This is a genomic window from Pseudomonas sp. 22490 (genome assembly GCF_052044465.1).
Classification (GTDB): domain Bacteria; phylum Pseudomonadota; class Gammaproteobacteria; order Pseudomonadales; family Pseudomonadaceae; genus Pseudomonas; species Pseudomonas aeruginosa.
Map to the genome: position 1 here is coordinate 141,984 of NZ_JBQENS010000007.1, position 24,351 is coordinate 166,334.

A 24,351-nucleotide genomic window follows, 5' to 3' on the forward strand; every position below is an offset into this window, starting at 1 on the left:
CCATGGCTTGCGGCGAGAAGACGAGTGGCGCACGGTTTGCCCACGGCTCCCGGGAATCCGGGAACCCGGCCGGAAGGTTCCGGTCCTAGCCCCGATGACACACGAGGAAGTCGGGATGAAGTTGTCCGATAGTTTCGATGCGCGCCGGCTGCGCCCGCGCCGGCCGAGAGTCTGGCGCTGGCGCCTGGCGGCGGCGTTCGCGGCCCTGGTGGCGAGCCTGGGCGTGCTGCTGTCGCTGGCCGGCACCTCGGCCTTGATCGGCCGCCAGCCGGCTGTCGGCATGCTGCATATCGAACCCGCCGCTGGCGGCGTCTTGCTGGCCCTTGGCCTGCTGTCGCTCTGCCTCGGCGTGTTCTTCTGGCGTTTCAGCCGCCGCCGCAGCCGCCGCAACAGCGACCTGAGCCTGTCGCCGAACCTGATGAAAAAGCGCGACTGAGCGGGCTGCCGGCGTCCGGCCGATCCGGTAAACTGCGCCGCTTCGCGGAGGCTCCCATGCAAGACGACGACTTTTCCCTGTTCAAGAGCGAGATGCGCGGCGTCAAGCGCATCTCGGTCGATCGAGCCGATACCGGCAAACCTCGCAACGACCGCCAGCAACTCAAGCAGCGCCAGCTCAATGCCAGCGTGCGCAACGACGAAATCCGCGTCGATGGCCTGTCCGACCAGTTCGTCATCGACGTCGGCCCCGAGGACGAGCTGTCCTGGGCCCGCGACGGCGTCCAGGAAAGCCAGTTGCGCAAGCTCAAGCAGGGCCTGGTGCCCTTCGACGGTAGCCTCGACCTGCACGGCATGAGCGTGGAGAAGGCCCGGCAGACGCTATGGGACTTCCTTGCCGAGGCCACCCGCCTGGAAATCCGCTGCGTGCGCGTGACCCATGGCAAGGCCGCGCGCAAGGACGGACGCAGCCCGCTGGTGAAAAGCCACGTCAATACCTGGTTGCGCCAGCACCCGCAGGTGCTCGGTTTCACCTCCTGCCTGCCACGCCACGGCGGCACCGGCTCGGTCTACGTGATGCTGCGCAGGACCATGCTCGAAGGCCGCGACGAGTAGCCGGCAAGCGCCGAGTCTTGCCAGCGGCCCGGCGACGTCCTACCCTCCGCGCTGGTAATCGTCTGACTGGAACGCCCATGTCCCTGGAACAACACTACTCCTCGATCCTCACCCAGCTCGGCGAGGACGTTAACCGCGAAGGTCTGCTGGACACGCCCAAGCGTGCCGCCAAGGCCATGAAGTACCTGTGCCGCGGCTACCAACAGAGCCTGGAAGAAGTCGTCAACGGTGCCCTGTTCAGCTCCGACAACAGCGAAATGGTATTGGTCAAGGACATCGAGCTGTACTCGCTCTGCGAGCACCACCTGCTGCCCTTCATCGGCAAGGCCCACGTGGCCTATATCCCGAACGGCAAGGTGCTCGGCCTGTCGAAGGTCGCGCGGATCGTCGACATGTACGCCCGCCGCCTGCAGATCCAGGAGAACATGAGCCGGCAGATCGCCGAGGCGGTCCAGCAGGTCACCGGCGCCCTCGGCGTCGCGGTGGTGATCCAGGCCCAGCACATGTGCATGATGATGCGCGGCGTGGAAAAGCAGAACTCGTCCATGGTCACTTCGGTGATGCTCGGCGAATTCCGCGACAACGCCGCCACCCGCAGCGAATTCCTCAGCCTGATCCGCTGAGGCCAGGTCCGCTGGCGAAAGAACCGGCCCCACTGGGCCGGTTTTGCGTTTCCTTCCCCGGCGATCAGCCGAAGAAGCGCTTCATCGAGCGCGACAACCAACCGCCCTCGCTCTTGTCCTTGACCAGTTCGGACATGCTGTGGCGTACCGCATCCACATATCCGGCGTCGTCGTTGCGGATGTGGTTGAACAGCCAGCGCGAGAGCAAGCCCTTGAGTTCATCGCCGACATCCTCGCCGGCCTGGAAGCGCACCCGGTATTCGGAGACCCGGCGGATGAACAGCTCGTGGATCTTCTTGTGCGCCCGGGAAAACTGGTAGCCGGCATCCTCCATCAGGGTTTCCTCGAAGGCGAAGTGCGACAGCGTGTAGTCCACCAGCTCCTCGATCACCTCGGCGATCGCCGCGTGTTCCTTGCCTTGCTGGGCGTCGTGCAGGTGATTGATCATCTCGACGATGCGTTTGTGTTGATTGTCGATGACCTGAATACCGGTATTCAGGTCATCCTGCCAGACCAGATGCGCCATGATGACTTCCCCCAAGCGAACAGCGAACGGCCTTTCCGAACGGCCTGGGGCCAGGGTATTTTTGTGACGCAGTACGGGTATTGACGCCGGTCAAGCGGGACAAGATGTTAATGAATTTCGCATGAATTCATTCGCCCCCCTCGCGGCGGCATGCCCGCTCGATCCGCTCGGTTTCGCGCGGCTGAACATCCGCCATCGTCGCCGGAAAGCGGCGTCACCAGTGGTCCCGACAGGACAGGAAGGAAATGAACCTGATCGCGCACGTGGAAATACCGGTGTCCGACCTGGGGAGGGCGATGCGTTTCTACGCCTCGGTGTTCGGAGTGGCGTTCGGCGAGGTAGCCACCCTGCACGGAAGCAGAATGGCGCATTTCCCCTTCGAGGAAGGCCGTGACGGTGCCAGCGGCGCACTCGCCGAGGGCGACGTCTACGTGCCTACGCTACATGGGGCGATCATCTACCTGAATGTCGCGGACCTGGATGCCGTCATTGCCCGGGCCCTCGGCGAAGGCAGCGAAATCCTCTTCCCGAAGACGCCGCTTGGCGACGGCGTGTTCATCGCCGAGATCAGGGACAGCGAAGGCAATCGTATCGCCCTGCAGAGCGCTTGCGGAGAGCGGCCGTAGAGGTCCTGCAAACCGAGCGCCGCCGGCTCAACGGGCAAGAACGCCGGCCAGCCAGGAACGCCGCGCGCCCAGCGCTTCCTGCAATTCGCGGACGCCGATGCAGCGCCGTTCGGGGTCGAGGCTCAGGGCGGTACGCAGCGCCGGCCAGCAGCGCCGAGGCAGGTGTCCGGGCGCGCGCAGCTGGCGCTCCAGCCCCTGCTCCCGGGCCTGGTTCGAGGGCAGGCGGCGGAACGGATGGCGACCGTCGGCCAGTTCGTAGAGGACGCAGGCCAGCGCATACAGGTCGGCCGCCGGCGACAATGGCGCGCCCTCGAGCAGTTCGGGAGCGGCGTAGCCCGGAGTCCAGGCGTCGATGCGGCCCCGGCTGAGCTGCGGCAGGCCATCCAGGATGCCTGCCTGCGCCTGGCCGAGGCCGAAGTCGAAGAGCCGCACGCCCTCTTCGCCGAGCATCACGTTGCTCGGCTTCAGGTCGCCATGCAGTACTCCTTGTTCGTGGACGTAGGCCAGAACATCCAGCAACGGCCGGGCGATCGCGCTCAGCTCGGACCAGGGCAGGCCTTCGGGACGCTCGCAGAGCAGGCGGTCGAGCGGCAGGCCAGGCATGAGTTCCATGACGATGTAGGCGCGCTGGCATGCGGTGTCGACGTCGAAGGTGAACAGACGCACGACGTTCGGATGGCGCAAGCGCCGGGTCAGGGCGAACTCGCTATAGAGCAAGGCGCTGGCGTCGGGTGACTCGGCGACCGACTCGTTGAGCAGCTTCAGCGCTACCAGCGGCGCCGGGTCGCCGAACTGCTCATGGAGCAGGTCCCGGGCACGGTAGACCGTCCCCATGCCGCCGGCGCCGAGCATCCGCTCCAGACGGTAGCGCCCGGAAAGAACGTCCGGCAGCGGACCGGGCAACACCGCCGGCAGGTCCGGCGCCGAGGCGGTCGGGGCGGCGAAGGCGAAATAGGTCAGGTTCGCGCCGCCCTCCTCCTCCGGCAGCAGCTCCAGCGACGACAGCGGTTCGTTCATTGGCGGATCACCACGGCCGTCAGGTTGTCCCGTGCGGCGCCGCTCAGGGCACCGTCGAACAGCCGCTCCACCGCCACCTGCGGCGATGCCAGGCTCAACGCGCGACCCAGCGCATCGGCGCTCAGCTCTTCGTAGAGCCCGTCGCTGCAGAGCAGGAAGACATCCCCGGGATGCACCTCCAGTTCCAACACGTCCAGCACCAGTTGTTCGCTGGCGCCGACGGCACGGGTCAGCGCGCGCGCCGAGGGATAGGCGCGGGCCTGCTCGATATCCATCCGCCGTTCGTCGACCAGTCGCTGCAACAGCGAGTGGTCGCGGGACAGCTGGTACAGCCGCTGGCCGCGCCACAGGTAGCAGCGGCTGTCGCCGACCCACACGCAGGCCGCCCGCGACCCCTCCACGACCAGCGCCACCACCGTACTGCCGATGATCCTGTCGCCGCGTTCGGCGCTGAGGGTGAGTTCCTCGCCCAGGCGCCGGTTGAGCCAGTGCAGGCACTGGCGCATCGCGTTCAGGCGCTCGTCGAATCCCGCCCGGGCCGGCAGTTCCGCCAGGCTGGTGACGATCATCCGGCTGGCCAGGTCGCCGGCCTGGTGCCCGCCCATGCCATCGGCGACCGCCCAGAGCCCGCGATCCGGGCAGTCCAGGAAGGCATCCTCGTTGCGCGCGCGGACCTTGCCGCGATCCGTGCGCGCCGCGCTGCGCCAGGGCTCGGTGCGTTGCATCAGAGCTGCACCGGCATGCGGAAGCTGCGCAGGACCGCGAGATCGAACGGATTCGGCGTGCGCTGGGCGAGCAGCAGGTAGTTGGCGCGCAGGCCGCCCAGGTCGGCCTTGAGCACCATCACGTCACGCCCGCTGAGGTACTCGGTCTGCATCAGGTCGAACAGCCTGAACAGCGACCAGGGCCCGGTATTGCGTTCGATTCCCACCGGTCGTCCGGCCATCTTCTCCAGCACCAGGCTGGTGCGGCCGCCGTCGGCGTCGCTGGGCCACTTGAACGACATCGGCACGATCGGGCCGTGGCGGTACTCCATGGACTGACCGTCGAAACGGAACTCGGCGCGGCTGACGCCAGGATCGAGGGTATAGGGCTCCAGGCGGAAGCGCACCTGTGGCTCGGCCGGGTTCTCGGCGAAGAAGCTCTGGCGGATCACCTGGGCCGTGCCCATCTGGTCGAGATAGACCTTGGACATCGGCAGGCTGTAACCGTCCACGCTGCGCAGGCGGTAACTGCCCGGGTCGCCGCTGACGAAGGGCCGCATGTAGGTTTCGAAGAAGCGTTCGGCGACGCCCTGCGCCTTGAAGAACTCGCGGAAATCGCTGACCGCGACATCGCTGGCGCTGTGCGCGTTGAACGGGTAGCGCTTGTTGATCGCCTTGCTGTAGAAACCGTACAGCTCGCTCTGGTAGCGCTGGTTGAGGTACAGGTAGGCATCGCCGAGGACCAGCCGCCAGGCGTCTTCTGCCAGCACGCTGAACCATCCGCCGAGCGGTCGCGGCAGTCGCGCGGAGGCGTTGCGCAGGTTGCTCAGGGCATCGCGCTGGCCGCCCATGCGGCTCTTCGCCATGTCGAAAGCCGCCTGCTCCGGCTGGCTGGCGCGCGCCAGTCCGGCGAGTTGCAACTGCAACTCGTTGAGCGCCTGCAACAGCGGGGTGAGGTCGGCCGCCGGGCCGTTGTTATCGTCGAGCAGGCGATGCAGGGGCTCGAAGCGGCGTTGCAGGGACTTCTTCGCGGTATCCGGCAGGTTCTTCGCCAACGCGTCCCTGGCCTTGCCGGCCGCCGCGGCGGCCGCCTTGCCCAGCTTGCCGCCCTTTTCCGCGGCCTTGTCGCTGGCCTCTGCCAGCGCCTCGGCGCTCTCCGCCAGGACCGGGAAACGGGTGTTCTCACGGACCTCCAGCAACAACTGGAGGATCGGCGAGTTGGCGGCGAGCAGCCCGGAAACCTGGTCGGCGCCCTCGCCGGCATCGTTGAACGGCAGCAGGCCCAGGCGTCCGACCGCCTCGCTCCAGAAGTTCGCGTAGTCGCGGAAATACAGCTGCTCGAGTTCGACCATCAGGCGCCGCAGGTCCATGTCACTGATCCCGCTGCCCTCGCCCAGGACCCAGTTGTCGCGAAGGATGTCGTTGACCAGGCTGGCGCCCTGGACCACGAAGTATTGCTGGTAGCCCTGCTGGGTGTAGAACCCCGGGATCACGTAGTCGGTGCCGACGAACAGACCGGCCTGCGGCCCCAGGTGCTGGCCGAAGCGATACTCGGGCAGGCTTCGCGCCTGTTCGCGCAGCACCCGGTAGACCACGTTGGCCAGGGACTCGCTGCGCAGCACCTGGCGTGCCTGGGCCACCAGGGTCTCGTTCAGCGGATAGCTGAACGGTTGCTCGAGCAGACGGGCGAAATGCGTGTTCAGGCCATTCTGCACGGTGCCGTTGCCGGCATAGCGCTGCGACCAGTCGGTAGCCACCCAGTCCTTGAGCCATCCGTTCTCGCGGCGCTCGCGCAGATTCAGCATCAGGTAGGCCCGCAGGCTGTTGAGCAGGCGTTCGCGATTCTGCATGTTGCCGCGGATCTGCGCTTCGAGCATCCGCGCCACGCGCGGCAGCAGTTGCGTCTCCAGCTCGCGGCGATAGGCAGCGGCCAGCGGCGGGTTGACCTCGTTGCCCTGGTACAGCCCGGCGCGCTCGTGCAGCGAGACTTCCCCTTTGGGCGGAAACACGGTGGTCGCCGCATAGCTGCTATCCAGCGTCTTCAGCGCCGCCATGGCGTCGTCGCGCTCGCCAAGCGCCTGGCGCTGCTGGGCCCATTGCTGCGCCAGCTCGCGGACCCGCTCCAGGCGCTCGTGGTTGGCCGAGAAACCGCCAGCCCAGAGCAGGCCGAATAGCAGAAGGAGCGCCAGCGAACCGACGTACAGGGCTCGCTGGCCCCAGTGGATGCGCGTGCGTTCGCGGCGATCGAGACCTGCCAGGTTGGCCTCGGGGAAGATCACCTGGCTCAGCAGGTGATGGATGAAGCGCGAGCGCCCGTTGCGCAGGGTCGGCAGCAGGCCGCTGGCGATCCCCAGGTTGGCGCCGATGCCGGCGGTGTCCTCGTCCAGCTGCTGGGCCAGGTGCGGCGCGCTGGTCAGGTAGAAGCCGCGCAGGCGGCTGGCGCGCTGGTAGCGGTTGCCGGTGAAGGCGAGTTCGACGAACAGGCACAACCGCTCGCCGATCTGGCCAAGCTGGTGCGGGAAGTCCAGGATGCGACCGCGACGCAGGGTATCGCGCTCCTGGTGGATGCGCATGATCACCTGGCTGTTCAGGCGTCGCAGAAGGTCCTCGAACGCCTGGCGCAGGACCGTCACATCGGTGCCGTTCTGCTCCTTGCCGAAGCTGGTGCCCAGAACCTGGTCGCTCTCCTCGCGGCTCAACTGGTCGAAGAACTCGTCGAAGCCGAGCAACTGGTCGGCCTTGCTCAGCACCAGGTAGACCGGCAGATCGAGGTGCAGGGTCTGCTGGATTTCCTGCAGGCGCGCACGCACCTGGCGAGCCAGCGTATCCAGCGCCATCTCGTCGTCACTGAGCAACGTTTCTACCGGAATCGACACCATCACGCCATTCAGCGGCCGTGCGCGGCGGCGCTTGCGCAACAGGCCGAGCAGGGTCGCCCAGGCGCCCCCGTCGACCTCGCCGTCGGCTTGGGTCAGGTAGCGCCCGGCGGTGTCGATCAGGACGCCGTGGTCGGCGAAGTACCAGTCGCAGTAGCGCGTGCCGGCGGTGTCGCGGGTCAGCTTGCGGTCGATCCGGTTGATCGGGAATTCCAGTCCGGAAAAGTCCAGCAGGCTGGTCTTGCCGCTTCCCTGCGGGCCGATCAGCAGGTACCAGGGCAGCTCGTTGCGCCAGCGCTCGCTGCGGCCGCGGTACAGGCTGGAGGTCTTCAGGGTGCGCAAGGCGTCCTTGAAGCGGCTGCGCAATTCCTTCTGTTCGTCTTCGATCAGACCGTCGCGGCGCAGGCGCTCCTGGCCCTCGTCGCTGTCCTCGACGGCCTTGCGCCGCACTCCGGCGCGCCAACTGACGAAGACCATCGCCAGCCCCCAGACCAGGAACATTAGGCTGATGCTCAGCAACCGCGAGGTCGGGCTTTCCCAGAACTTGTAGTCGGCGACCGCCAGCAGCGGCCCGACGAACCACACCAGCAATGCCGCCAGGAGTACCAGCAACAGCGTCCAGACCCACGTCTTGCGCAGGAAGGCGCCGACTTTCTTGAAGAAGTTTTTCATTTCGCGTCCCTGTGTTTACGAACCGGGCTGTCCTGCCGCCGCATCGAGCGACTGGTAAGGCTGCAGCACCGTGTCGCGTTGTTCGCCGAGAACCCAGGCGAATCCCGAATACATCACCACCAGGCAGACCAGGGTGAACAGCGCCACCATCCACCAGGGCACGATCCGCACCAGGCCGCGACGCTGGTCGCTGAGCCCCTGCCAGTGCGGCGACAGTTCGCGCGGCACGTCGCCGCGCAACTGGCGGATCTGCCGGTAGAGCGCATCGGAAATACCGTCCAGGTCGAGCACGCCGCGGGCCATCACCCGGTACTTGCCCTCGAAGCCGAGGGCCAGGCAGAGGTACATCAGCTCCAGCATCGGCAGGTGCTTGACCGGGTTCTTCGACAGCCGGTCGAGCAACTGGAAGAACTTCTCGCCGCCGAAGGTCTCGTTATGGAAGCTGCTCAGCAGGCTGATCTTCGACCATTCGCTTTCGTTGCCCCACGGGGTGGTCACCACCGCCTCGTCGACCACCGTGCACAGCACGTAGCGCGCCGCCATGACCTGGCTGTTTTCCACGCCATCCTGCACGGCGCGGAATTCGAAGAGCTTCATGGCGGAGGTCAACCGCTCCTTGAGCGCCGCAAGGTTCTCCAGCACGGTGCTGTGCTTGAGCCGGACCACTTCCGAAAGCAGTTCGGAAGCCGCCGCCACCAGCGGGTTCAGGCTGACGTTGAAGGCCTCGCCCGGACGCAGGCGCGCCGCGTAGATCATCCGCTCCTCGAGCTGCTCGAAGCGCGGCGGTTCGGCGAAATCGGTCAGCGGCCCCTGGGCCGGTACCTGTCCCTGGTGATCGAGGAGGACGGTCTTCTCGTCCTCGTGGTATTCCCTTTCCTTGATCATGTTCAGTTCCTGATGGCCCAGAATTTCAGTTCAAGCTCGGAGAACTCGCCGGATACGTGGAACGCGAAACCACCGGAGCGCTCCAGCTGGGCCATGTCCTCGGCGTTGGGTTCGAGAATGAAATAGGTCTTGTTGGAGTGGAACGGGATCTGCCGCGGCGCCACCGGCAGCGGCTTGACCCGGATCCCCGGCAGGTGCAGGTTGACCAGTTGGCGAATGTGCTCGACCGCACCCACCTTGAGATGCGCGGGCAGCCGCTGGCGCAGTTCCTCCGACTCGCAATTGGCACTGGCGGCGAGCACGAACGAGGCGCTGCCGAGCAGCTTGTGGTCGTGCAGGGGCGAGACCAGGATGCCGTACTGGCGGGCCTGGAGAGGCAGTTCGATGGCATGCTGCTCGAGCACCATCGACAGGACCTGGCGGATCGCCTCCATCAGCCTGCGGAAGCTGGCGCCCTGGTCGCTGTGCTGGTAACGGCTGTCCAGGCGCGGACGTTTGCTCTCGCTGCCGAAGGTGGCGAGGTCGCCGAGCATGGTCAGCAGCACCCGGTACAACTGCTCCGGATGCACCTGCTCCAATCCCAGGTAGTGGCGCAGCAGCAACTCGGTGCGATTGATCAGTTGCAGCATCATGAAATCGCCGACCTCCGCGCCGCCGACCTTGCCATTGGACCGGATACGCTCGGCGATGGTGTCGCCGCGATGGCCGAGCATGCTGATCACTTCCTTCAGGCAGGACAGCAGGTAGGCGGATGCGTGGGCGTGGAGGTAGCTCGGCACGAAGTCGGGATCGAGGCTGATCACCCCGTCCGGCGTGGTATCCAGCACCACCGCCACCTTCAGTTTGACGTAGGCCTGGTCGCTCTGCTGCTCGCCGAGCAGCAGGCGAAAATCCGGCCGCGCGCAGCTGACCTGTACCATGGAATCCTCGCCGGCGTTGGAGTCCGCCACCTCCAGGTCGTAGGCGGTATAGCGCGCCAGGACCTCGGCCTGCTCCGGCCGGCGCGCCTCGATGTGGTTGCCGGTGACCAGCGGCAGGGCCAAATAGATCGGCACGTTCGAGGTATTGGGCGGCACGTCGAGGGCGAGCGGCTCGGTGTTGCCGCCGAGTTCGAACAGACTGCCGTCGGGCAGTACGCCGGAGGCCTGGCTGATCACCAGCTTGCCCATGTTGAGGAACTGGCGGTCCAGCTCCAGGGCGAGGAAGCCCCAGTTGTAGCTGCCCAGCAACTGGGTCCGGGCCTTCATCTGGTTGTCGTAGTAGCGGTCGTTGTGTTGCAGGTGCTGCGGGCGCAGCAGCATGCCTTCCTGCCAGACGATCTTGTGCACGTTCATCGCGCGTCACCCGCCTTGCCGAGCAATTCGCCGGCATTCAGGATGCCCTTCTGGCCCAGCTTCAGCTCTACCCGGGTCAGCTCTTTCGCCGTGACCGGCACCACGTAGCGCCAGCTTGCCTCGCCGAGATCGCGGTAGGCGGCGAGCACGCCCACGTAGCGGCTCCCCTCCTCCACGCTGAGTTTGAGTTCGACCCGCTCGCCGGGCCGCAGCTCCAGCTCCTCGCTGGTCACCAGGTCGGGGTCCAGGGTCTCCTTGGGACGTTCGTAGAGGCTGAAGAAGTCGGCGTTCTCGAACGCCACCGGGTGTTTCAGCTCGAACAGCCGCACTACCACCGGCGACGGCCGGCCATTGAGGTCGGGATTGACCCGCTCGCCGGCGCTCAGGGCGAGGTCGAGCTTGGTCAGTCTGGAATACGGCGACAGCGTGGAACAGCCGGCCAGCAGCGCCAGGACGGCGAGCATGGCCAGCGCCCTGGCTGGCGGGATCGGGCGACGAGACATGGCGATCATCCTTGGTGCTCGGTGTAGAGGGTGGAAATCAGGCGAACCTGCTCTTCGTAGGCCTGGGCGAAATCACGCGCCAACAGACGCTCGCTCCAATCGTCGTCCTGGCATAGCGACTGGTGGTAGCGACCATAGGCACGCCAGCGGCTGCCCGAGGTGGCCAGCAACGGCCGGCGACCGTCGCGCTCGAAACGCAGGGCCAGCTGCTGCGGCGAGAAATGCTCGAGGGTCGCGCGCACCGCCGCCCGGCTGGCGCCGAGCAGCGCCACCTGGTGTGCCTGGAGGTCGCGGAAACTGCGTGCGACGGCCTGTTCGCCACTCAACTGGCCAGGCTTGCCATCCCGTAGCAGATGACCCAGCGCCTCGCCGGCATCGGCGCTGAAGCGCAAGGGATTCTTGCCGGTATCGCGCAATGTGCTCAGCGACAGGCGCAGTTCGTTCTTCAGTTCGCTGCGGGTCCGCAGGCTCTGCTGCAAGCCGCCGATGCACTGCCGCAGCAAACCGGCGGCGTCGATCGCCAGCGCTTCGCGCGCAGCGCCGTCGAGGCCTTCGAGGTCCATTCCCAGGGCCTGGCCGAAACGCTGCCAGAAGGCTTCGTCGCGACCCGGACGCGGACTTTCCACGGGTTCCTGCGGAGCCGCCGGGGCGGGCACCAGCTCCGGTACGACCAGGCTTTCCATGTCGATCCGCGCGTAGTCCGCACGCGCCCCGGCCTCCTGGCTGGGCTGGGCGATCGCGCTCAGGTCGTCGAGTTCGTAGGCATCTGCACCGTCCTGGTCGAGCGCCTGCAACGGATCGAGGGCCAGGAAGGCATCGTCCGGAATGATGCTGCCCGCCGGCTGCGGCCGCCCGACGTCCATGGCGAGCTCGTCGGGCTCGCGCAGCAACCGCGCGCGGATCTCGAAGTCGCCGAGCAGGAAGACGCTGTCCTGCTCGATGCGCTGCGGCTCGCCATGCGGCAGGCGGCTGCCGTTGCCGGCGCGGATGCCGTTGCTGCTGGTGTCGGTCAGGTAGAACGCGCCGTTGCGATAGCTGACCCGCGCATGCTGCTTGGACAGGTGCCGCTTGCGATCGGGAATCGCCCAATCGCACTCACCGCCGCGGCCGATGAGGCCGCCGTTCCTGCCGAAGGTCTTGCTGCATAGCTCCGTCGGTACGAATTGCTTGGCGCTGAGCATTTCCAATACCAGTTCCATGAGATCGCTCCTTGCGGTCACTTGCCGCGATTGACCGCCTGCGGATCGCCAAGCGGGCGATAGTCGCCGTCGTTGAATTTGTAGTTGCCGCTGCAACCGGAGAGGCCGCAGAGGACGGCCAAGGCCAGAAGCACGGCGGGCCAGTGACGAACAGGCATCAGGGAGTCTCCATGGAAGGGCCGCGGACGCCGCGCTCCAGGCGCGCGCCCGGCTGGGCTGGTTGGAAGGAAATCTCGATCATGGGCTTCAGGTCCGGGGATCGCCGAAATGAATGTTCAGGCGTCCCATGCGATAGATCAGGGTTCGTCGCGGCAGACCCAGTTCGCGCGCGGCGAGGGTCTGGTTGCCAGCGTTCCTGCGCAGGCAGGCGAGCAGCAGGTCCCGTTCGATCTGCTCCAGATGCTCGCGCAGCTTGAGCGGCGCCTCCGCTTCCGGGGGCGCGCGCAGGGAAAAGTGTTCGGCCAGCAGCACCTCGCCTTCGCAGAGCAGTACCGCGCATTCCACCAGTCCCTTCAGCTCCCGAACGTTGCCGGGAAAGCCATAGCCGTCGAGCAGTTCCAGCGCTTCCGCGGACCAGCCCAGCGGCGCGCGGCGCAGGAACACGCAGGCGCGCTCGGCGAAATGCCGGGCCAGTTCGAGGGCGTCGCCCTCGCGCTGGCGCAACGGCGGCAACTCGATGGGAAACTGCGCCAGCCGGTAGTAGAGGTCTTCGCGGAACTTGCCATCGCGTACCAGCAGGGCGAGGTCACGGTGGGTAGCGGCGATGATGCGTACATCGACCTTGTGCGTATCGTTGCCGCCGAGCGGGCGAATCTCGCCTTCCTGCAACACGCGCAACAGCTTGGCCTGGAGCGAGAGGGGCATGTCGCCGATTTCGTCGAGCAGCAGGGTTCCGCCATCCGCGGCATCGAACAACCCGGGACGATCGCGCTCGGCACCGGTAAAGGCGCCCTTGCGGTAGCCGAACAGCTCGCTTTCCAGCAGGTTTTCCGGAAACGCCGCGCAGTTCTGCACCACGAACGCCTGTGCACGCCGCGGGCCGTACTCGTGGATCGCCCGTGCGACCACCTCCTTGCCGGTGCCGGTCTCGCCCTGCAGCAACACGGTATAGGGGTTGTGCAGGACCTTGCTGATCAGGCGGCAGGTCTCACGCATCGCCGCGCTCCTGCCGATCAGCCCGTAGCCGCTGACCACCGGTGCGCTGGACGGTCCCTGCGGCTCGCCGGAGGGTTGCGAGAGGCGTTGCAGCAGATGCAGCTGGGCCAGCACGAACGAGCCCAGCTGGCCCAGTGGATGGGCGAATCCCTGCAGGTCCAATGGCCGCCGGGTGGCGCAGACCACCATGCCCTCGACCGTTTTCTCCGGGCTCACCAGCGGAACGCAGAGCAGGGACAGCCAGGGCTGCTCCCCTGCCGGCAGGAAGCCGGTCTCGTGCAGCCGCGACGGCAGGTCGACGAGACTGACCACGCGGTTCTGGCACAGGGCGAACTGCAGCAACTGCTCGCCGGTGTAGTCCGCCGGCAGGCTCGACGGCTCCAGCGCCTGCAACAGGCCGTCCCGGCATTCGGCGTTGAGGGTGAGCGCGGTATGGGTCTGGTCGAGCAGATACAACTGGCTCAGCTCGCAGCCGCTGAGTTCGCCGACTGCGCGTGCGAAACCGCCCAGCAGGGCCGTGATGTCGGTTTCCCGCGACAGCGCGCCGAACTGAGCGAGCAGGGCTTCGGCGAAGGCCAGGGGTTGCGGTACGCGGCTGAACATCGCACCCACCTCAGGCGAACTCGCAGAGCACGCGCCCGTGCTCGCCCAGCGTCGCATGGACCCGCTCGAGACGCTCGTCGCGCGCCATCGCTTCCAGCAAACGGTCGGCCACCAGCGGCAGCAGGTGCGTGTCCAGCAGGTGGTCGATCAACCGTGCGCCGCTGTCGCTCTGGGTGCAACGCTCGGCCAGGTGGCCCACCAGCGCCTGGCTGTAGTCGAAAGCCAGTTGACGGCGCGCCAGGCGCTCGCCGAGGCGTTGCAGCTTGATCTCGATCAGCTCGCGCAGTACCGGGCCGCCCACCGGGTAGTAAGGCACCACGCGCATGCGCGCCAGCAGCGCCGGCTTGAAATGCCGGCTGAGCGCCGGCCGGATGGTTTCCTCCAGGAGTTCGGCGGAAGGCCGCGCGCCGTCCTGGCAAAGCGCGGCGATGTGCTCGCTGGCGAGGTTGGAGGTCATCAGGATCAAGGTATTGCGGAAATCGATCTCGCGCCCTTCGCCATCGTTGGCCACGCCCTTGTCGAAGATCTGGTAGAACAGGTTGAGCACGTCCGGATCGGCCTTCTCCACCTCGTCCAGCAATATCACCGAATAGGGCTTCTGGCGTACCGCCTCGGTGAGCATGCCACCCTCGCCATAGCCGACATAACCGGGCGGCGCGCCGATCAGGCGCGAGACGGTGTGCTTCTCCTGGAACTCGGACATGTTGATGGTGGTGATGAAACGCTCGCCGCCATACAGCAGGTCGGCCAGCGCCAGCGCGGTCTCGGTCTTGCCCACCCCGCTCGGGCCCACCAGCAGGAACACGCCGACCGGCGCATCGGGCTTGTTCAGCCCGGCCGCGGTGGCGCGCATCGCGCGGTCCAGGGCGCTGACCGCCTGTTCCTGGCCACGGATCCGCGTCCGCAGGTCGTCGGCGAACCCCATCACCTTGGCGTTGTGTTCCCGCGCCAGTTGTTCCACCGGTACGCCGGTCCAGGCGCCGATCACCTCGGCAACCAGGCGCGGGCAGACCTCGAAGCTGACCAGCCGCCCCTGGGCCTGGGCATCGGCGAGCGCCTGGCGGGTTTCGTGAAGGGCCTTTTCCAGGGCTTCGACACCGCCATGCTCGTCGGCCGGGAAAGTCTCCGCGTCCGCCTCGCCGCCCTGCTCTTCCCGGTTCGCCTCGCGGGCCCTGGCCAATTGCTGGCGCAGGGCGAGCAGGCGCTCGGCGAGTTCGCGCTGGCGGCTCCACTGGTCCTCCTGTACGTGCCGCTCGCTTTCCGCCTGGGCCAGGCGCTCCTCCAGCGCCTGCAGGGTATCGTGGTCGATCGGCAGGCCTGCCTCGGCATCGCGGCGCAGGGCCTGGCGCTGGCGCTCGCCTTCGGCCAGCTCGCCGCGCAGGCGCTCGAGACTCTCCGGCGCCGCCGCCAGGCTGATGCGCACCCGCGCACAGGCGGTGTCGAGGACGTCGACGGCCTTGTCCGGCAACTGGCGACCCGCCAGGTAGCGGGCGGACAGTTCGGCGGCGGCCACCACCGCGTCGTCGCGCAGGTAGATACCGTGGCTTTCCTCGTAAACCCGGGCCAGGCCACGCAGGATCGTCACCGCCTCGGCAACGCTCGGCTCATGCAACTGCACGGGCTGGAAGCGCCGGGCCAGCGCCGGGTCCTTCTCGAAATACTTCTTGTATTCGGCCCAGGTCGTCGCCGCGATGGTGCGCAACTCGCCACGTGCCAGGGCCGGCTTGAGCAGGTTGGCGGCATCCGAGCCGCCGGCCTGACCGCCCGCGCCGATCAGCGTATGGGCCTCGTCGATGAACAGGATGGTCGGCCTGAGCGCTGCCTTCACTTCGTCGATGACGCCTTTCAGGCGCCGCTCGAACTCGCCCTTCACGCTGGCACCGGCCTGCAACAGGCCCATGTCGAGGGACAACAGCTCGACGTCCCTCAGCGCCGGCGGCACTTCCCCTGCGGCGATCCGCGAGGCCAGGCCTTCGACGATGGCGGTCTTGCCGACGCCGGCCTCGCCGACCACGATGGGGTTGTTTTTCCGCCGACGGGCCAGGATGTCGACCATCTGGCGAATAGCCCCGTCGCGACAGAGCACCGGATCGAGCTTGCCGTCGCGCGCCTGCTGGGTAAGGTTGTGGGTGAAACGCTGCAACAGGGACTCGCCGCCGCCCGGCTTGCCGCTGGGCGCGCCCTCCAGCGGCTGCGAGAGCGCGAAATCCTTCAACCGCTCGATGTCGAGCCGCGCCAGCAGCGGCTGGTAGCGGCTGCCGGCATAGCGCAACGGGTTGCGTAGCAGGGCCAGGATCAATGCCGCCTGGTCGATCTGGCTACGGCCCAGTTCGAGGTTGGCCAGCAACAGCGCATCCTGCAGCCACTGCACCAGCTCGGGCGCGAACACCGGATTGCGCGAGGCGCTGTGCTCGCCCCGCGCTTGCAACGCGGCGTTGAGTTCGCCGGCGTCCACCGCGGCATCCTGCAGGGCGCGCGCCAGCAGTCCCTGGGGACGCTCCAGCAGGCCCAGCAACAGGTCCTCCACCAGTACCTTGCTGCCGCCACGGGCTACGCAGCGCTCGGCCGAGCCTTCGAGGTCGCGCCGGGTGTCGGCATCCAGCGCCTGAATCAGTTGTTGCAGGTCTACGTTGATCATGCTCATCCATCCTTAATGAATCTTGCTGCCCAGCGTCACCACGCCATCCGCGCGCTCCCGGCCCAGCCAGCTGGTCCAGCCAAGGCGGCAGGCGTTCTGCGCGCCGATGCGGAACTCGCGGATTTCCTCGTGGCGCAAGACCAGCCGGATGTCGTAGTCGAGCGGGTCGCGCAGGGTGAAGCGAACCAGCGCGCAAAGCGGCTGGTAGCCGGGACCGATCGGCAGGAACTCGTGGAAGCGCTGCCAGTCGAGCTGGCGGATATGAATGCGGAACTTGCCGCTGCGGTCGCGGACCCGTTCGCCCAGCACCGCGTCTTCGCCAAGCTGGCTGTTGAACAGGCCGAGCCGGTTGCGCTGCTCTTCGAGGATCGCGACGCGCCGTTCGATACACTGCTCGGCGACCAGTTCGGCATGCTTGAAGTAGTAGCGCAGCACCGACTCGATCAAGGCCGCCGAGTGCGCCCGCAGGCTGAGCAGGCCCAGGTAGGGCAGCAGGCGTTTCCAGTTCAGTTCCCTGGCCTTGCGGATCTCTTCCCCGCCCAATCCGACGAGGGCGAACAACTGAGCGGAGAACGCATCGCTCGCGCCGCTCTGGAAGCTCACCCGGTAGCGGTACTTGCGCCAGATCGGCAACAGCAGCCGATGCAGGCGGTGATGGAAGAGATCGAGGAAGTTCCGCGTAGGATTGCCCTCCTCGCTGTCGCCCAAAGCCTGCTCGCTGTAGAACGCCGGCAACGGCGAACTGGCACCGAACAAGCCGATCAGGTTGAAACGCAGCCGCGCCCGCAGCATGCCGCGCTCTTCGAAGAACTCCACCCGATCGACATCGCTGCCCGGGAAACCGAGGCTAGGATTGGCCTGGAATTCCAACTGATCGTAGAGCGCCTCGTCTCCCAGGCCGGGATATTTCTCGCGGAGGCGATCCATGACCAGCAGGACCGCCTGGAACAGCGAGTACTCGCGAATGCCCCGGGCCAGCGCGCTTACAGCAGGGGCTGCAAACCCATGCGCGGTTTCCATTGGTACACGTCTCCCTGTGTGCTCCTCACCCGCAACTCGTGGTAGGAGTTGATGCTGGCGTAAAGCGCGAAAAATTCGTTCAGAACCGAAGCGAACACGAACAGGTCGCCCTCGCCGATGTAGCCTTCCGGATCGATCGTCAGCTCGGTACGCAAGCCGCGCAGCGGCAGGCCCCGATGCAGGCGGTCGACATGCTCGTGGCGGACCGACTTGAGCCCGCCCAGCAGGCGCTTGCTGACCTTCGCCGCATGCTGGTCGTAGTAGCGCGGCAGGTCGTAGGTTTCGAGGATCACCTTGAGCGCGTCGACGTTGGCCAGCGACAGGTAGTTGAGCGACATGTTGCTGATCAGTTTCCAGAGGAAATCGCGGTTCAGCGGCGGCGCGTAGCTCGGCGTCGCCGGGGTGATATTGCGGAAACCGAGGAACTCCGGCGTGCCTTCGCAGGCGACGCAGATATCGCCCAGGCGCAGCCGTTGGGGCAGGTTCTGGTTGGTGCAGGTCAGTTCCACCGACAGCGTCTCGATCTGCTCGGGATGGCGGATGCCGAAGCTCAGGTAGGTGTCCAGGCCATCGTGCAGCAACGAGGTCCGTTGCCGGACGCTGTAGTGGGGCCGTGCTTCCGGGACGTCGAAGCTGGGATCGTGCTCGAAGGACTCGAACGGCACATAGGCCTGGTAGCCGAGCCCACCCGGCCGCCAGCCGGTGACGCCCTCTACCGAGAACACCCCGCAGTCCTCCAGGCTGTATTCGGCCGGCATCAGCAGGTATTCGTCCTGCTTGCCGTCTAGGCGGATCGGCAGCGCATCGTGGCGGAACAGGTTGGCCACCGGCGTACAGTACAGCTTGACGTTCTCCAGCGTCGGGTGCAGGCGCTGGATGCCGCTCTTGCGGATATCGAAGCGCAACTCGAGGCCGCGGACCTGCTTGAGGGTTTCCTCGGGCAGCGCGCCGAGCAGGTCCAGGCCATCCACGTCGACGAACAGGAACTTGTCCTGGAACGCGAAGTACTCCTGCAGGTAGCGATAGCCACGGAAGGTATTCAGCGGATAGGGAATCAACGCCTCGTCTTCGGCGAAACCCACCGGCTGCACCCGCTCGCCCGTCAGGCGGAACGACATCGGCTTGCCGGCCACGCCATCCAGCGGCCGCCCATGGGCGTCCAGCGGAATCAGCTGGATGCTCTCCAGGTTGCGCAGCAGGCACAGGTAGAGCATCTGGCTGATGTAGCGCTCGCCGGCCAGGTGCAGGCGCAGCCGACTCAGGCCCAGCTCGCCGAGGTGCCCGTCGCAGTTCATCGCCAGGCGCAGGCCGAGCAGCGCGCCTTCGCCGGTCACCGAATAGTTGAGCGCCTCCAGCACCAGCGGCAGGACCTCGGTGGCGTAGCAGGTACGGAAGCGACAGGCGACCTCGCCCACCGGCCGGCTCTCGACCGGCGTATCGCGCTCCACGCGCAGCGCCCCGCCCGGGCGGGTCAGGGGGTCGAACTGGAGAATGCTGAAAGCCGGCAGCGGGCGCATATAGTTCGGCCACAGCAGGTGCATCATCGAGTGGCTGAGTTCCGGCAACTCGTCGTCCAGCTTCTGCCGCAACCGCCCGGTCAGGAAGGCAAAGCCCTCGAGCAGGCGCTCGACATCCGGATCGCGTCCGACCTGCCCGAGAAACGGGGCCAGGGCCGGGCTACGCTCGGCGAAACGGCGCCCCAGCTGGCGCAGTGCGGTGAGTTCGCTCTGGTAGTAATGATTGAAGGACACGGCCTACCTGCTGGATATCGTTTCACTGATGGCAGTCGTCTGACCGCTGCCGCCAAAACCGCAATGACATTTCTGGCCTGAAGATCGGAAACCCACGGTGTCCGTTGTCTTTCCGTAATCGACCCGATTCGCGCCCATCTCAGAAGACCTCATGGACGAACCAGGCATCGAAGCGCGCCAGGCCGAGGCGTCACCCTGGCGGGCCGCCGCGAGGCCGTCGAAGAACACGTCGGCGGAACCGACGACGATGGGATTGCTGCCGTGCCCGGGGAGCGGACAAGCGGTTGGATCGGAAACGCGGGCTGCGGGTTTGCCGGACATCGAAACCTCCTTAGCTGACCTTCACCTGGCCGCTGCCATCCAGGCATGCGGAAAAACTCACCTGGCGCTTGAAACCTTCCACCTCCAGCAACCCTTCGATGCTGAAGGCCAGGCGGAGCTGGTCGTTGTCGCGTGGCAGGGAAACGACACGCACGTCGCTCAAGCGCGGTTCGTAAGCCTCGATGAAACCTTCGATGGCCGAGCGGGCCTGGCTCAGGGAGTCGTGCAGGCTCAGGCGCATGTCGTTGAGATCGGGCAACCCGTAGTCGGACAGCGTCTGCACGCTGCCCGCCCGGGTGCTGAGCATCTTGCCCAGATGGGCAGCCACCGACGCCATGGCGGAAACCTCGCGGCTCCAGCCGACGCGCTTATCCGCGTCGCCGTTCAGGCGCTCGAACAGGCTGCCGTATCCGGTCATGGAAAGCTCCGCTTACTCTTTGTCCAGCTTGCCGACCAGCGACAGGGTGAAGTCCGCCCCCATGTACTTGAAGTGCGGGCGCACGTTCAGGCTGACGCGGTACCAGCCCGGCTCGCCCTCGACGTCACTGACGATGATCTGTGCAGCGCGCAGCGGGCGACGGCCGCGCACTTCGGCGCTGGGGTTTTCCTGGTCGGCGACGTACTGGCGGATCCACTTGTTCAGCTCCAGCTCGAGGTCGGTACGCTCCTTCCACGACCCCAGCTGTTCGCGTTGCAGGACCTTCAGGTAATGGGCCAGGCGATTGACGATCATCATGTACGGCAACTGGGTGCCGAGCTTGTAGTTCAGCTCCGCGGCCTTGCCTTCGGCGCTGATGCCGAAGAACTTCGGCTTCTGCACCGAGCTGGCGGAGAAGAACGCGGCGTTGTCGCTGCCCTTGCGCATGGTCAGGGAAATGAAGCCTTCCTCGGCCAGTTCGTACTCGCGGCGATCGGACACCAGCACCTCGGTGGGGATCTTGGTCTCGATCTCGCCCATGCTCTCGAAGTGGTGCAAAGGCAGGTCCTCCACCGCACCGCCGCTCTGCGGCCCGATGATGTTCGGGCACCAGCGATACTTGGCGAAGCTGTCGGTCAGCTTGGTGCCGAAGGCATAGGCGGTGTTGCCCCACAGGTAATGCTCGTGGCTGTTGGCCACGGTCTCCTTGTAGGCGAACGACTTGACCGGATTCTCTTCCGGATCGTAGGGCGTGCGCAGCAGGAAGCGCGGTACGGTCAGCGCCACGTAGCGGGAATCCTCGGACTGGCGGAAGCTCTGCCACTTGGCGAACTGCGGGCCTTCGAAATGATCCTTCAGGTCCTTCAGGTCCGGCAGGCCGGTGAAGCTTTCCAGGCCGAAGAACTTCGGACCGGCGGCCGCCACGAACGGCGCATGGGCCATGCAGGCCACGCTGGAGACGTATTGCATCAGCTTGACGTCGGGCGAACTGGGCGACATGTAGTAGTTGGCGATGATGGCGCCGACCGGCTGGCCACCGAACTGGCCGTATTCGGCGGTGTAGATGTGCTTGTACAGGCCGGACTGCATCACCTCGGGCGAGTCCTCGAAATCGTCCAGCAGGTCCTGCTTGGAAACGCTGAGAATCTCGATCTTGATGTTCTCGCGGAAGTTGGTGCGGTCGACCAGCAGTTGCAGGCCGCGCCAGGCCGACTCCAGCGCCTGGAAATCGGGATGATGGAGGATCTCGTCCATCTGCGTGCTGAGCTTGGCGTCGATCTCGGCGATCATCCGGTCGACCATCGCCTTCTTCACCGGCTCGCCGTCGTTCTGCGGCTTGAGCAATTCCTCGATGAAGGCGGAGACGCCGCGCTTGGCGATGTCGTAGGCCTCGTCGTCCGGGCTCAGGCGGGTCTCGGCGATGATGCTGTCGAGAATGTTGTATTCGCCGTTCTGGTTCCGGCCTTGCTGTGCGGCACTGGTGCTCATGTATCTGCTTCCTTGGCTAGGGGGTGGCTCAGGCGTCCTGGGAGGGGGCGGCGCTCAGCCCCAGCTCGCCCAGCACACGGCTACGGGACTCGTCGTCGGCGAGTACGCTTTCGATGGCCTTGCGGAACGCCGGGGCGTTGCCCAGCGGGCCCTTGAGGGCCACCAGCGCATCGCGCAACTCCATCAGCTTCTTCAGCTCGGGCACCTGCTCGACGATGCTGGCCGGGTTGAAGTCCTTCATCGAGTTGATCTGCAGCCCCACCGCCAGCTCGTCCCTGCCGCCCTCCTCCTGGAGACGATTGGGTACGCTCAGCGTCAGCCCCAGCTCCTGCTTGGCCAGGACCTCGTCGAAGGTCATCTTGTCGATGCCGATCGGCTTGCGGTCCTCCACCTTGCGCTCATCCGTGCGCTGGGTGTAATCGCCGATCGCCAGTAGCTTCAACGGCAGTTCGATTTCTTCCTGGGCACCGCCAGTGGCGGGCTTGAAGGTGACGTTGATGCGTTCCTTTGGGGCTACCGAGCCTTCTTTGGCCATGGCTTTTTCTCCTTGAGAATTGAGGGCGCGAAGCCCTATTCGAGCACCACCTCGAGATCGAGGTGGCACAGCCTGCGATAAATGTCTTCCTTGCGTTCTCGCACGGCGTGGTTCTGCGGCAACAGCTCGCAGCAGCTATGCAGCAGGTGCAGTACATCCAGCGCCAGATCGGGCTCCCAGGCGTGCAATCCCGATTCGTGCAACTGATGGTCGAGGCTCTCCAGCTGGGTCTTGGCCAGCTCGTACTTCTTCGCCAGGAAGCACAGTCGCGCGAGGCTCAGTTGCCAGAAGAACCGGGCGCGCCCGCCGTGGGCGCGCTTCATGCCCTGCTTCAACACCTGTACCGCCGCCTTCAGGCCGTCCTTGCGCAACACCGGCTGGACCTCGTCCAGGGCGACGTCCCATTCGGCCTGCAGGGCCACGGTCTCGACCTTGCGCGGCGCACTGTCGTTCTGGAGATGGGGCATGACATGGGCGCTGATCCAGCCGCGGGTGGCCGCATCGGCGAATGCGCTGCCATCGTGGAAACGCAGCTCCACCAGCCCCGGCAGACGCTGCAGGAGCAAGGCGAAATGCATTTCGACTTCCCGCATCGCCTGCTCGGCGTTGAGCCCTTGCAGGCACTCCCAGACCAGGCGCTGGCCGTCGAACCAGAACGGCGCCCGTGCCAGGCTCGCCTCCAGCTCCACCAGGAGATCGGCGTACAGGCCCTGGGCGAAACGCTCCTGGTAGCTTTTCAGCTTGTCCGCCGGCACTCCCCTTAGCGCGGTGACCTGTTCGGCATTGCGCTCGGGCATGGACTCGATGGGCAGCCAGAGCATCGTTCGGTTGAGGCGCAGCGCGCGCAGATCGGTGGCTTTCTGCTTCAGCCACCAGGCGCACAGGGGGCGTGCGGCCTCCTGCTGGGCGCGCATGGCCTTGTGGGCGTCGCGCTCGTTGTCGATGGGCGCACCCGGCGCCAGCAACTGGCTGGCCGCCTGCTTGACCTGGGCCACCACGGCGCCGACCACGCCAGGTTCGGGCTGGTTGTCGGCGGCGCGCTGGAGCATGCCCGAAAGGCGTCGGCTGATCGGCAGCAACAAGGGCGCGTCGTCGCCCAGTTGCGCGGTCAGCGCGGTATCGAGTTTTTCCAGGTGCTCGGCGAGACGCCGGAACAGGGGAAGTTGCTCCTTGATCGGTACGTTCTCGTTCAGCGCCTGCTCCAGCCGGGGCACCAGCCAGGCAATGGCCGCGGCGCGAGTGCGCGCCTTGAGCGGATGGATCTCGACCCAATGCCGGCTGCACAGACGTTCCAGCAATCCCAGTCCGGCCAGCAAACCGGGAAAGGATTCCCGTTGGTAGAGGGCCCAGGTCAACCAGGCTGCAACACGCAGGTCCTTGGATTGGGCACGAAGCAGCGCTTCGCTGTTTTCCAGGATTTTCAACCAGTCGGTCTGGCCGTTCTCATGGAGCGAGAGCGCCTTGCCCAGCTCATTTTCCAGCGCCTCGTATTCGCTGGAAAAACGCACATCCTCACCCGCAAAGACATCCTTTGAAATCGGCTGTTCCGCGAGTTCCAGATAATGCGAGGAGAGCTTGCTCGAATAGGTCATCCTAACCCTTCAATGCACACCATGTGCGCCAATGAATATCTTAACAATTCAACTAGTTGGCATAAAAACCGAACGAAAATCCCAATAGTCTGAAGAGCTCTTTGCCTTTTCCATGAAAACAACATAAAAACTGGCAAGCAACAGGACATTCCCTCTTTGGGAATTTTCCTATTCATTGATACGAATCAATGAAAGATTTTCAGCCAAACGTCAGGCGTCTGCGTCCATGCCCTTTACGGCTTGGCTATAGCCATCATAACGACATTGATGGCCATTTGGAAAACCCTACCAAAACAGGTAGTTAACAATTTATAAAAAATAAGGCAGGCAGTATGGATTTCTCCGGAGAGCCTCGAAACATAGGCCTTCCAAGCGGACCAACAGCTGATTTAGAGCGTAATAGCGATTGTGCAAGAAGTTGCACAATGAAAACCAAGAAACATCCCCAATAACAGTCCACAGCCCTTGAAAATACTGGCCTGAACACTACTGCGCAAAAAGTTGCACAACACTCCGCAACTTCTTGCTCAATTCACTTGTTATTTTTCTTTTCAGAATGAGACATGGATAACAATCAGCCATTGGATGAGATTGATTAAAAGAGCCATGAAAGACTGGCACGGGAATTGTTAGGGAAATTAATCGAGATGGGCGGTCCCATGGCCACCGGCGAGGAAGTTGCGCCGTGACCGACTGCAGGCGGGACGCACCGCTGCGTTTACCCTGGGCACGCCCGTACCGCACCGGCTGGGCGGAAATCGATAGCGACCCGAGCAGTCAGGAAAGCAGGATTCGATGACCGCCGCAGCGCCTAT

21 protein-coding genes and 1 pseudogene are annotated in these 24,351 nt (G+C 65.5%); 4 read left to right on the forward strand and 18 right to left on the reverse strand.

The genetic code is table 11. The features are described from left to right. The first annotated feature begins 115 nt into the window (after nucleotides 1-115). From ACTJJX_RS10310 to folE, 3 genes are all read left to right on the forward strand, one after another. A complete protein-coding gene (locus tag ACTJJX_RS10310; RefSeq protein WP_003087644.1) occupies nucleotides 116-436 on the forward strand; it encodes a hypothetical protein in 321 nt (106 codons plus the stop codon). 56 nt (nucleotides 437-492) lie between these two features. Next, on the forward strand, nucleotides 493-1,050 hold the full coding sequence (locus ACTJJX_RS10315) for a Smr/MutS family protein (protein WP_003087642.1): 558 nt from the start codon (nucleotides 493-495) through the stop codon (nucleotides 1,048-1,050). A gap of 77 nt (nucleotides 1,051-1,127) precedes the next feature. Then, nucleotides 1,128-1,673 (forward strand): GTP cyclohydrolase I FolE, encoded by a 546-nt coding sequence (gene folE, locus ACTJJX_RS10320; protein ID WP_003087639.1) that lies wholly within the window; start codon nucleotides 1,128-1,130, stop codon nucleotides 1,671-1,673. A 64-nt stretch (nucleotides 1,674-1,737) separates the two neighbouring features. Here the strand turns inward: folE and ACTJJX_RS10325 are convergent, their stop codons facing one another. After that, nucleotides 1,738-2,199: a bacteriohemerythrin gene (locus ACTJJX_RS10325; RefSeq protein WP_003087637.1), complete on the reverse strand. Its 462-nt coding sequence runs from the start codon at nucleotides 2,197-2,199 to the stop codon at nucleotides 1,738-1,740. Between the two features lie 245 nt (nucleotides 2,200-2,444). On the opposite strand from ACTJJX_RS10325, the gene ACTJJX_RS10330 reads away from it, so the two are divergent. Next, nucleotides 2,445-2,825 (forward strand): VOC family protein, encoded by a 381-nt coding sequence (locus ACTJJX_RS10330; RefSeq protein ID WP_003097780.1) that lies wholly within the window; start codon nucleotides 2,445-2,447, stop codon nucleotides 2,823-2,825. A gap of 27 nt (nucleotides 2,826-2,852) precedes the next feature. On the opposite strand, the gene ACTJJX_RS10335 is transcribed toward ACTJJX_RS10330, so the two are convergent. From ACTJJX_RS10335 to tssA, 17 genes and pseudogenes are all read right to left on the reverse strand, one after another. Further along, a complete protein-coding gene (locus tag ACTJJX_RS10335; protein WP_003097784.1) occupies nucleotides 2,853-3,842 on the reverse strand; it encodes a serine/threonine-protein kinase in 990 nt (329 codons plus the stop codon). Beyond that, complete coding sequence (locus ACTJJX_RS10340) at nucleotides 3,839-4,567, reverse strand: PP2C family protein-serine/threonine phosphatase (RefSeq protein ID WP_003087627.1); 729 nt, start codon at nucleotides 4,565-4,567, stop codon at nucleotides 3,839-3,841. Before ACTJJX_RS10340 ends, ACTJJX_RS10335 begins: the two co-directional genes overlap by 4 nt. Continuing rightward, nucleotides 4,567-8,094 (reverse strand): type VI secretion system membrane subunit TssM, encoded by a 3,528-nt coding sequence (gene tssM / locus ACTJJX_RS10345; protein ID WP_003122874.1) that lies wholly within the window; start codon nucleotides 8,092-8,094, stop codon nucleotides 4,567-4,569. The genes ACTJJX_RS10340 and tssM overlap by 1 nt, the downstream gene beginning before the upstream one ends. 15 nt (nucleotides 8,095-8,109) lie before the next feature. Then, complete coding sequence (gene icmH / locus ACTJJX_RS10350) at nucleotides 8,110-8,979, reverse strand: type IVB secretion system protein IcmH/DotU (protein WP_003087622.1); 870 nt, start codon at nucleotides 8,977-8,979, stop codon at nucleotides 8,110-8,112. A 2-nt stretch (nucleotides 8,980-8,981) separates the two neighbouring features. After that, nucleotides 8,982-10,313, reverse strand: coding sequence for a type VI secretion system baseplate subunit TssK (gene tssK, locus ACTJJX_RS10355; protein WP_003097790.1), 1,332 nt, complete (start codon nucleotides 10,311-10,313; stop codon nucleotides 8,982-8,984). Continuing rightward, nucleotides 10,310-10,816: a type VI secretion system lipoprotein TssJ gene (gene tssJ / locus ACTJJX_RS10360; protein WP_003114612.1), complete on the reverse strand. Its 507-nt coding sequence runs from the start codon at nucleotides 10,814-10,816 to the stop codon at nucleotides 10,310-10,312. Before tssJ ends, tssK begins: the two co-directional genes overlap by 4 nt. A gap of 5 nt (nucleotides 10,817-10,821) precedes the next feature. Then, nucleotides 10,822-12,015: a type VI secretion system-associated FHA domain protein TagH gene (gene tagH / locus ACTJJX_RS10365; RefSeq protein WP_010794017.1), complete on the reverse strand. Its 1,194-nt coding sequence runs from the start codon at nucleotides 12,013-12,015 to the stop codon at nucleotides 10,822-10,824. A 17-nt stretch (nucleotides 12,016-12,032) separates the two neighbouring features. Next, nucleotides 12,033-12,173: a hypothetical protein gene (locus ACTJJX_RS10370; protein WP_003117736.1), complete on the reverse strand. Its 141-nt coding sequence runs from the start codon at nucleotides 12,171-12,173 to the stop codon at nucleotides 12,033-12,035. Between the two features lie 88 nt (nucleotides 12,174-12,261). Beyond that, the gene (locus ACTJJX_RS10375) at nucleotides 12,262-13,773 is read right to left on the reverse strand and encodes a sigma-54 interaction domain-containing protein (RefSeq protein ID WP_003097799.1); all 1,512 of its coding nucleotides are present in this window, start codon (nucleotides 13,771-13,773) and stop codon (nucleotides 12,262-12,264) included. A 10-nt stretch (nucleotides 13,774-13,783) separates the two neighbouring features. Beyond that, the gene (tssH, locus tag ACTJJX_RS10380) at nucleotides 13,784-16,417 is read right to left on the reverse strand and encodes a type VI secretion system ATPase TssH (protein ID WP_016851762.1); all 2,634 of its coding nucleotides are present in this window, start codon (nucleotides 16,415-16,417) and stop codon (nucleotides 13,784-13,786) included. 6 nt (nucleotides 16,418-16,423) lie between these two features. Next, nucleotides 16,424-17,431 (reverse strand): type VI secretion system baseplate subunit TssG, encoded by a 1,008-nt coding sequence (gene tssG / locus ACTJJX_RS10385; RefSeq protein WP_016851763.1) that lies wholly within the window; start codon nucleotides 17,429-17,431, stop codon nucleotides 16,424-16,426. Continuing rightward, nucleotides 17,395-19,182 (reverse strand): type VI secretion system baseplate subunit TssF, encoded by a 1,788-nt coding sequence (tssF, locus tag ACTJJX_RS10390; protein WP_016851764.1) that lies wholly within the window; start codon nucleotides 19,180-19,182, stop codon nucleotides 17,395-17,397. The genes tssG and tssF overlap by 37 nt, the downstream gene beginning before the upstream one ends. 159 nt (nucleotides 19,183-19,341) lie before the next feature. Beyond that, a pseudogene (locus ACTJJX_RS10395) lies at nucleotides 19,342-19,503 on the reverse strand (PAAR domain-containing protein); the annotation flags it as partial. 10 nt (nucleotides 19,504-19,513) lie between these two features. Next, the gene (tssE, locus tag ACTJJX_RS10400; RefSeq protein WP_003097809.1) at nucleotides 19,514-19,921 is read right to left on the reverse strand and encodes a type VI secretion system baseplate subunit TssE; all 408 of its coding nucleotides are present in this window, start codon (nucleotides 19,919-19,921) and stop codon (nucleotides 19,514-19,516) included. A gap of 12 nt (nucleotides 19,922-19,933) precedes the next feature. Further along, nucleotides 19,934-21,409: a type VI secretion system contractile sheath large subunit gene (gene tssC / locus ACTJJX_RS10405; protein ID WP_003087596.1), complete on the reverse strand. Its 1,476-nt coding sequence runs from the start codon at nucleotides 21,407-21,409 to the stop codon at nucleotides 19,934-19,936. A 28-nt stretch (nucleotides 21,410-21,437) separates the two neighbouring features. After that, nucleotides 21,438-21,944 carry a type VI secretion system contractile sheath small subunit gene (gene tssB / locus ACTJJX_RS10410; RefSeq protein WP_016851765.1) on the reverse strand — a complete coding sequence of 169 codons (507 nt, stop codon included), beginning with the start codon at nucleotides 21,942-21,944 and terminating at the stop codon, nucleotides 21,438-21,440. 35 nt (nucleotides 21,945-21,979) lie between these two features. Then, complete coding sequence (gene tssA / locus ACTJJX_RS10415) at nucleotides 21,980-23,536, reverse strand: type VI secretion system protein TssA (RefSeq protein ID WP_003097814.1); 1,557 nt, start codon at nucleotides 23,534-23,536, stop codon at nucleotides 21,980-21,982. Nucleotides 23,537-24,351: the final 815 nt, after the last annotated feature.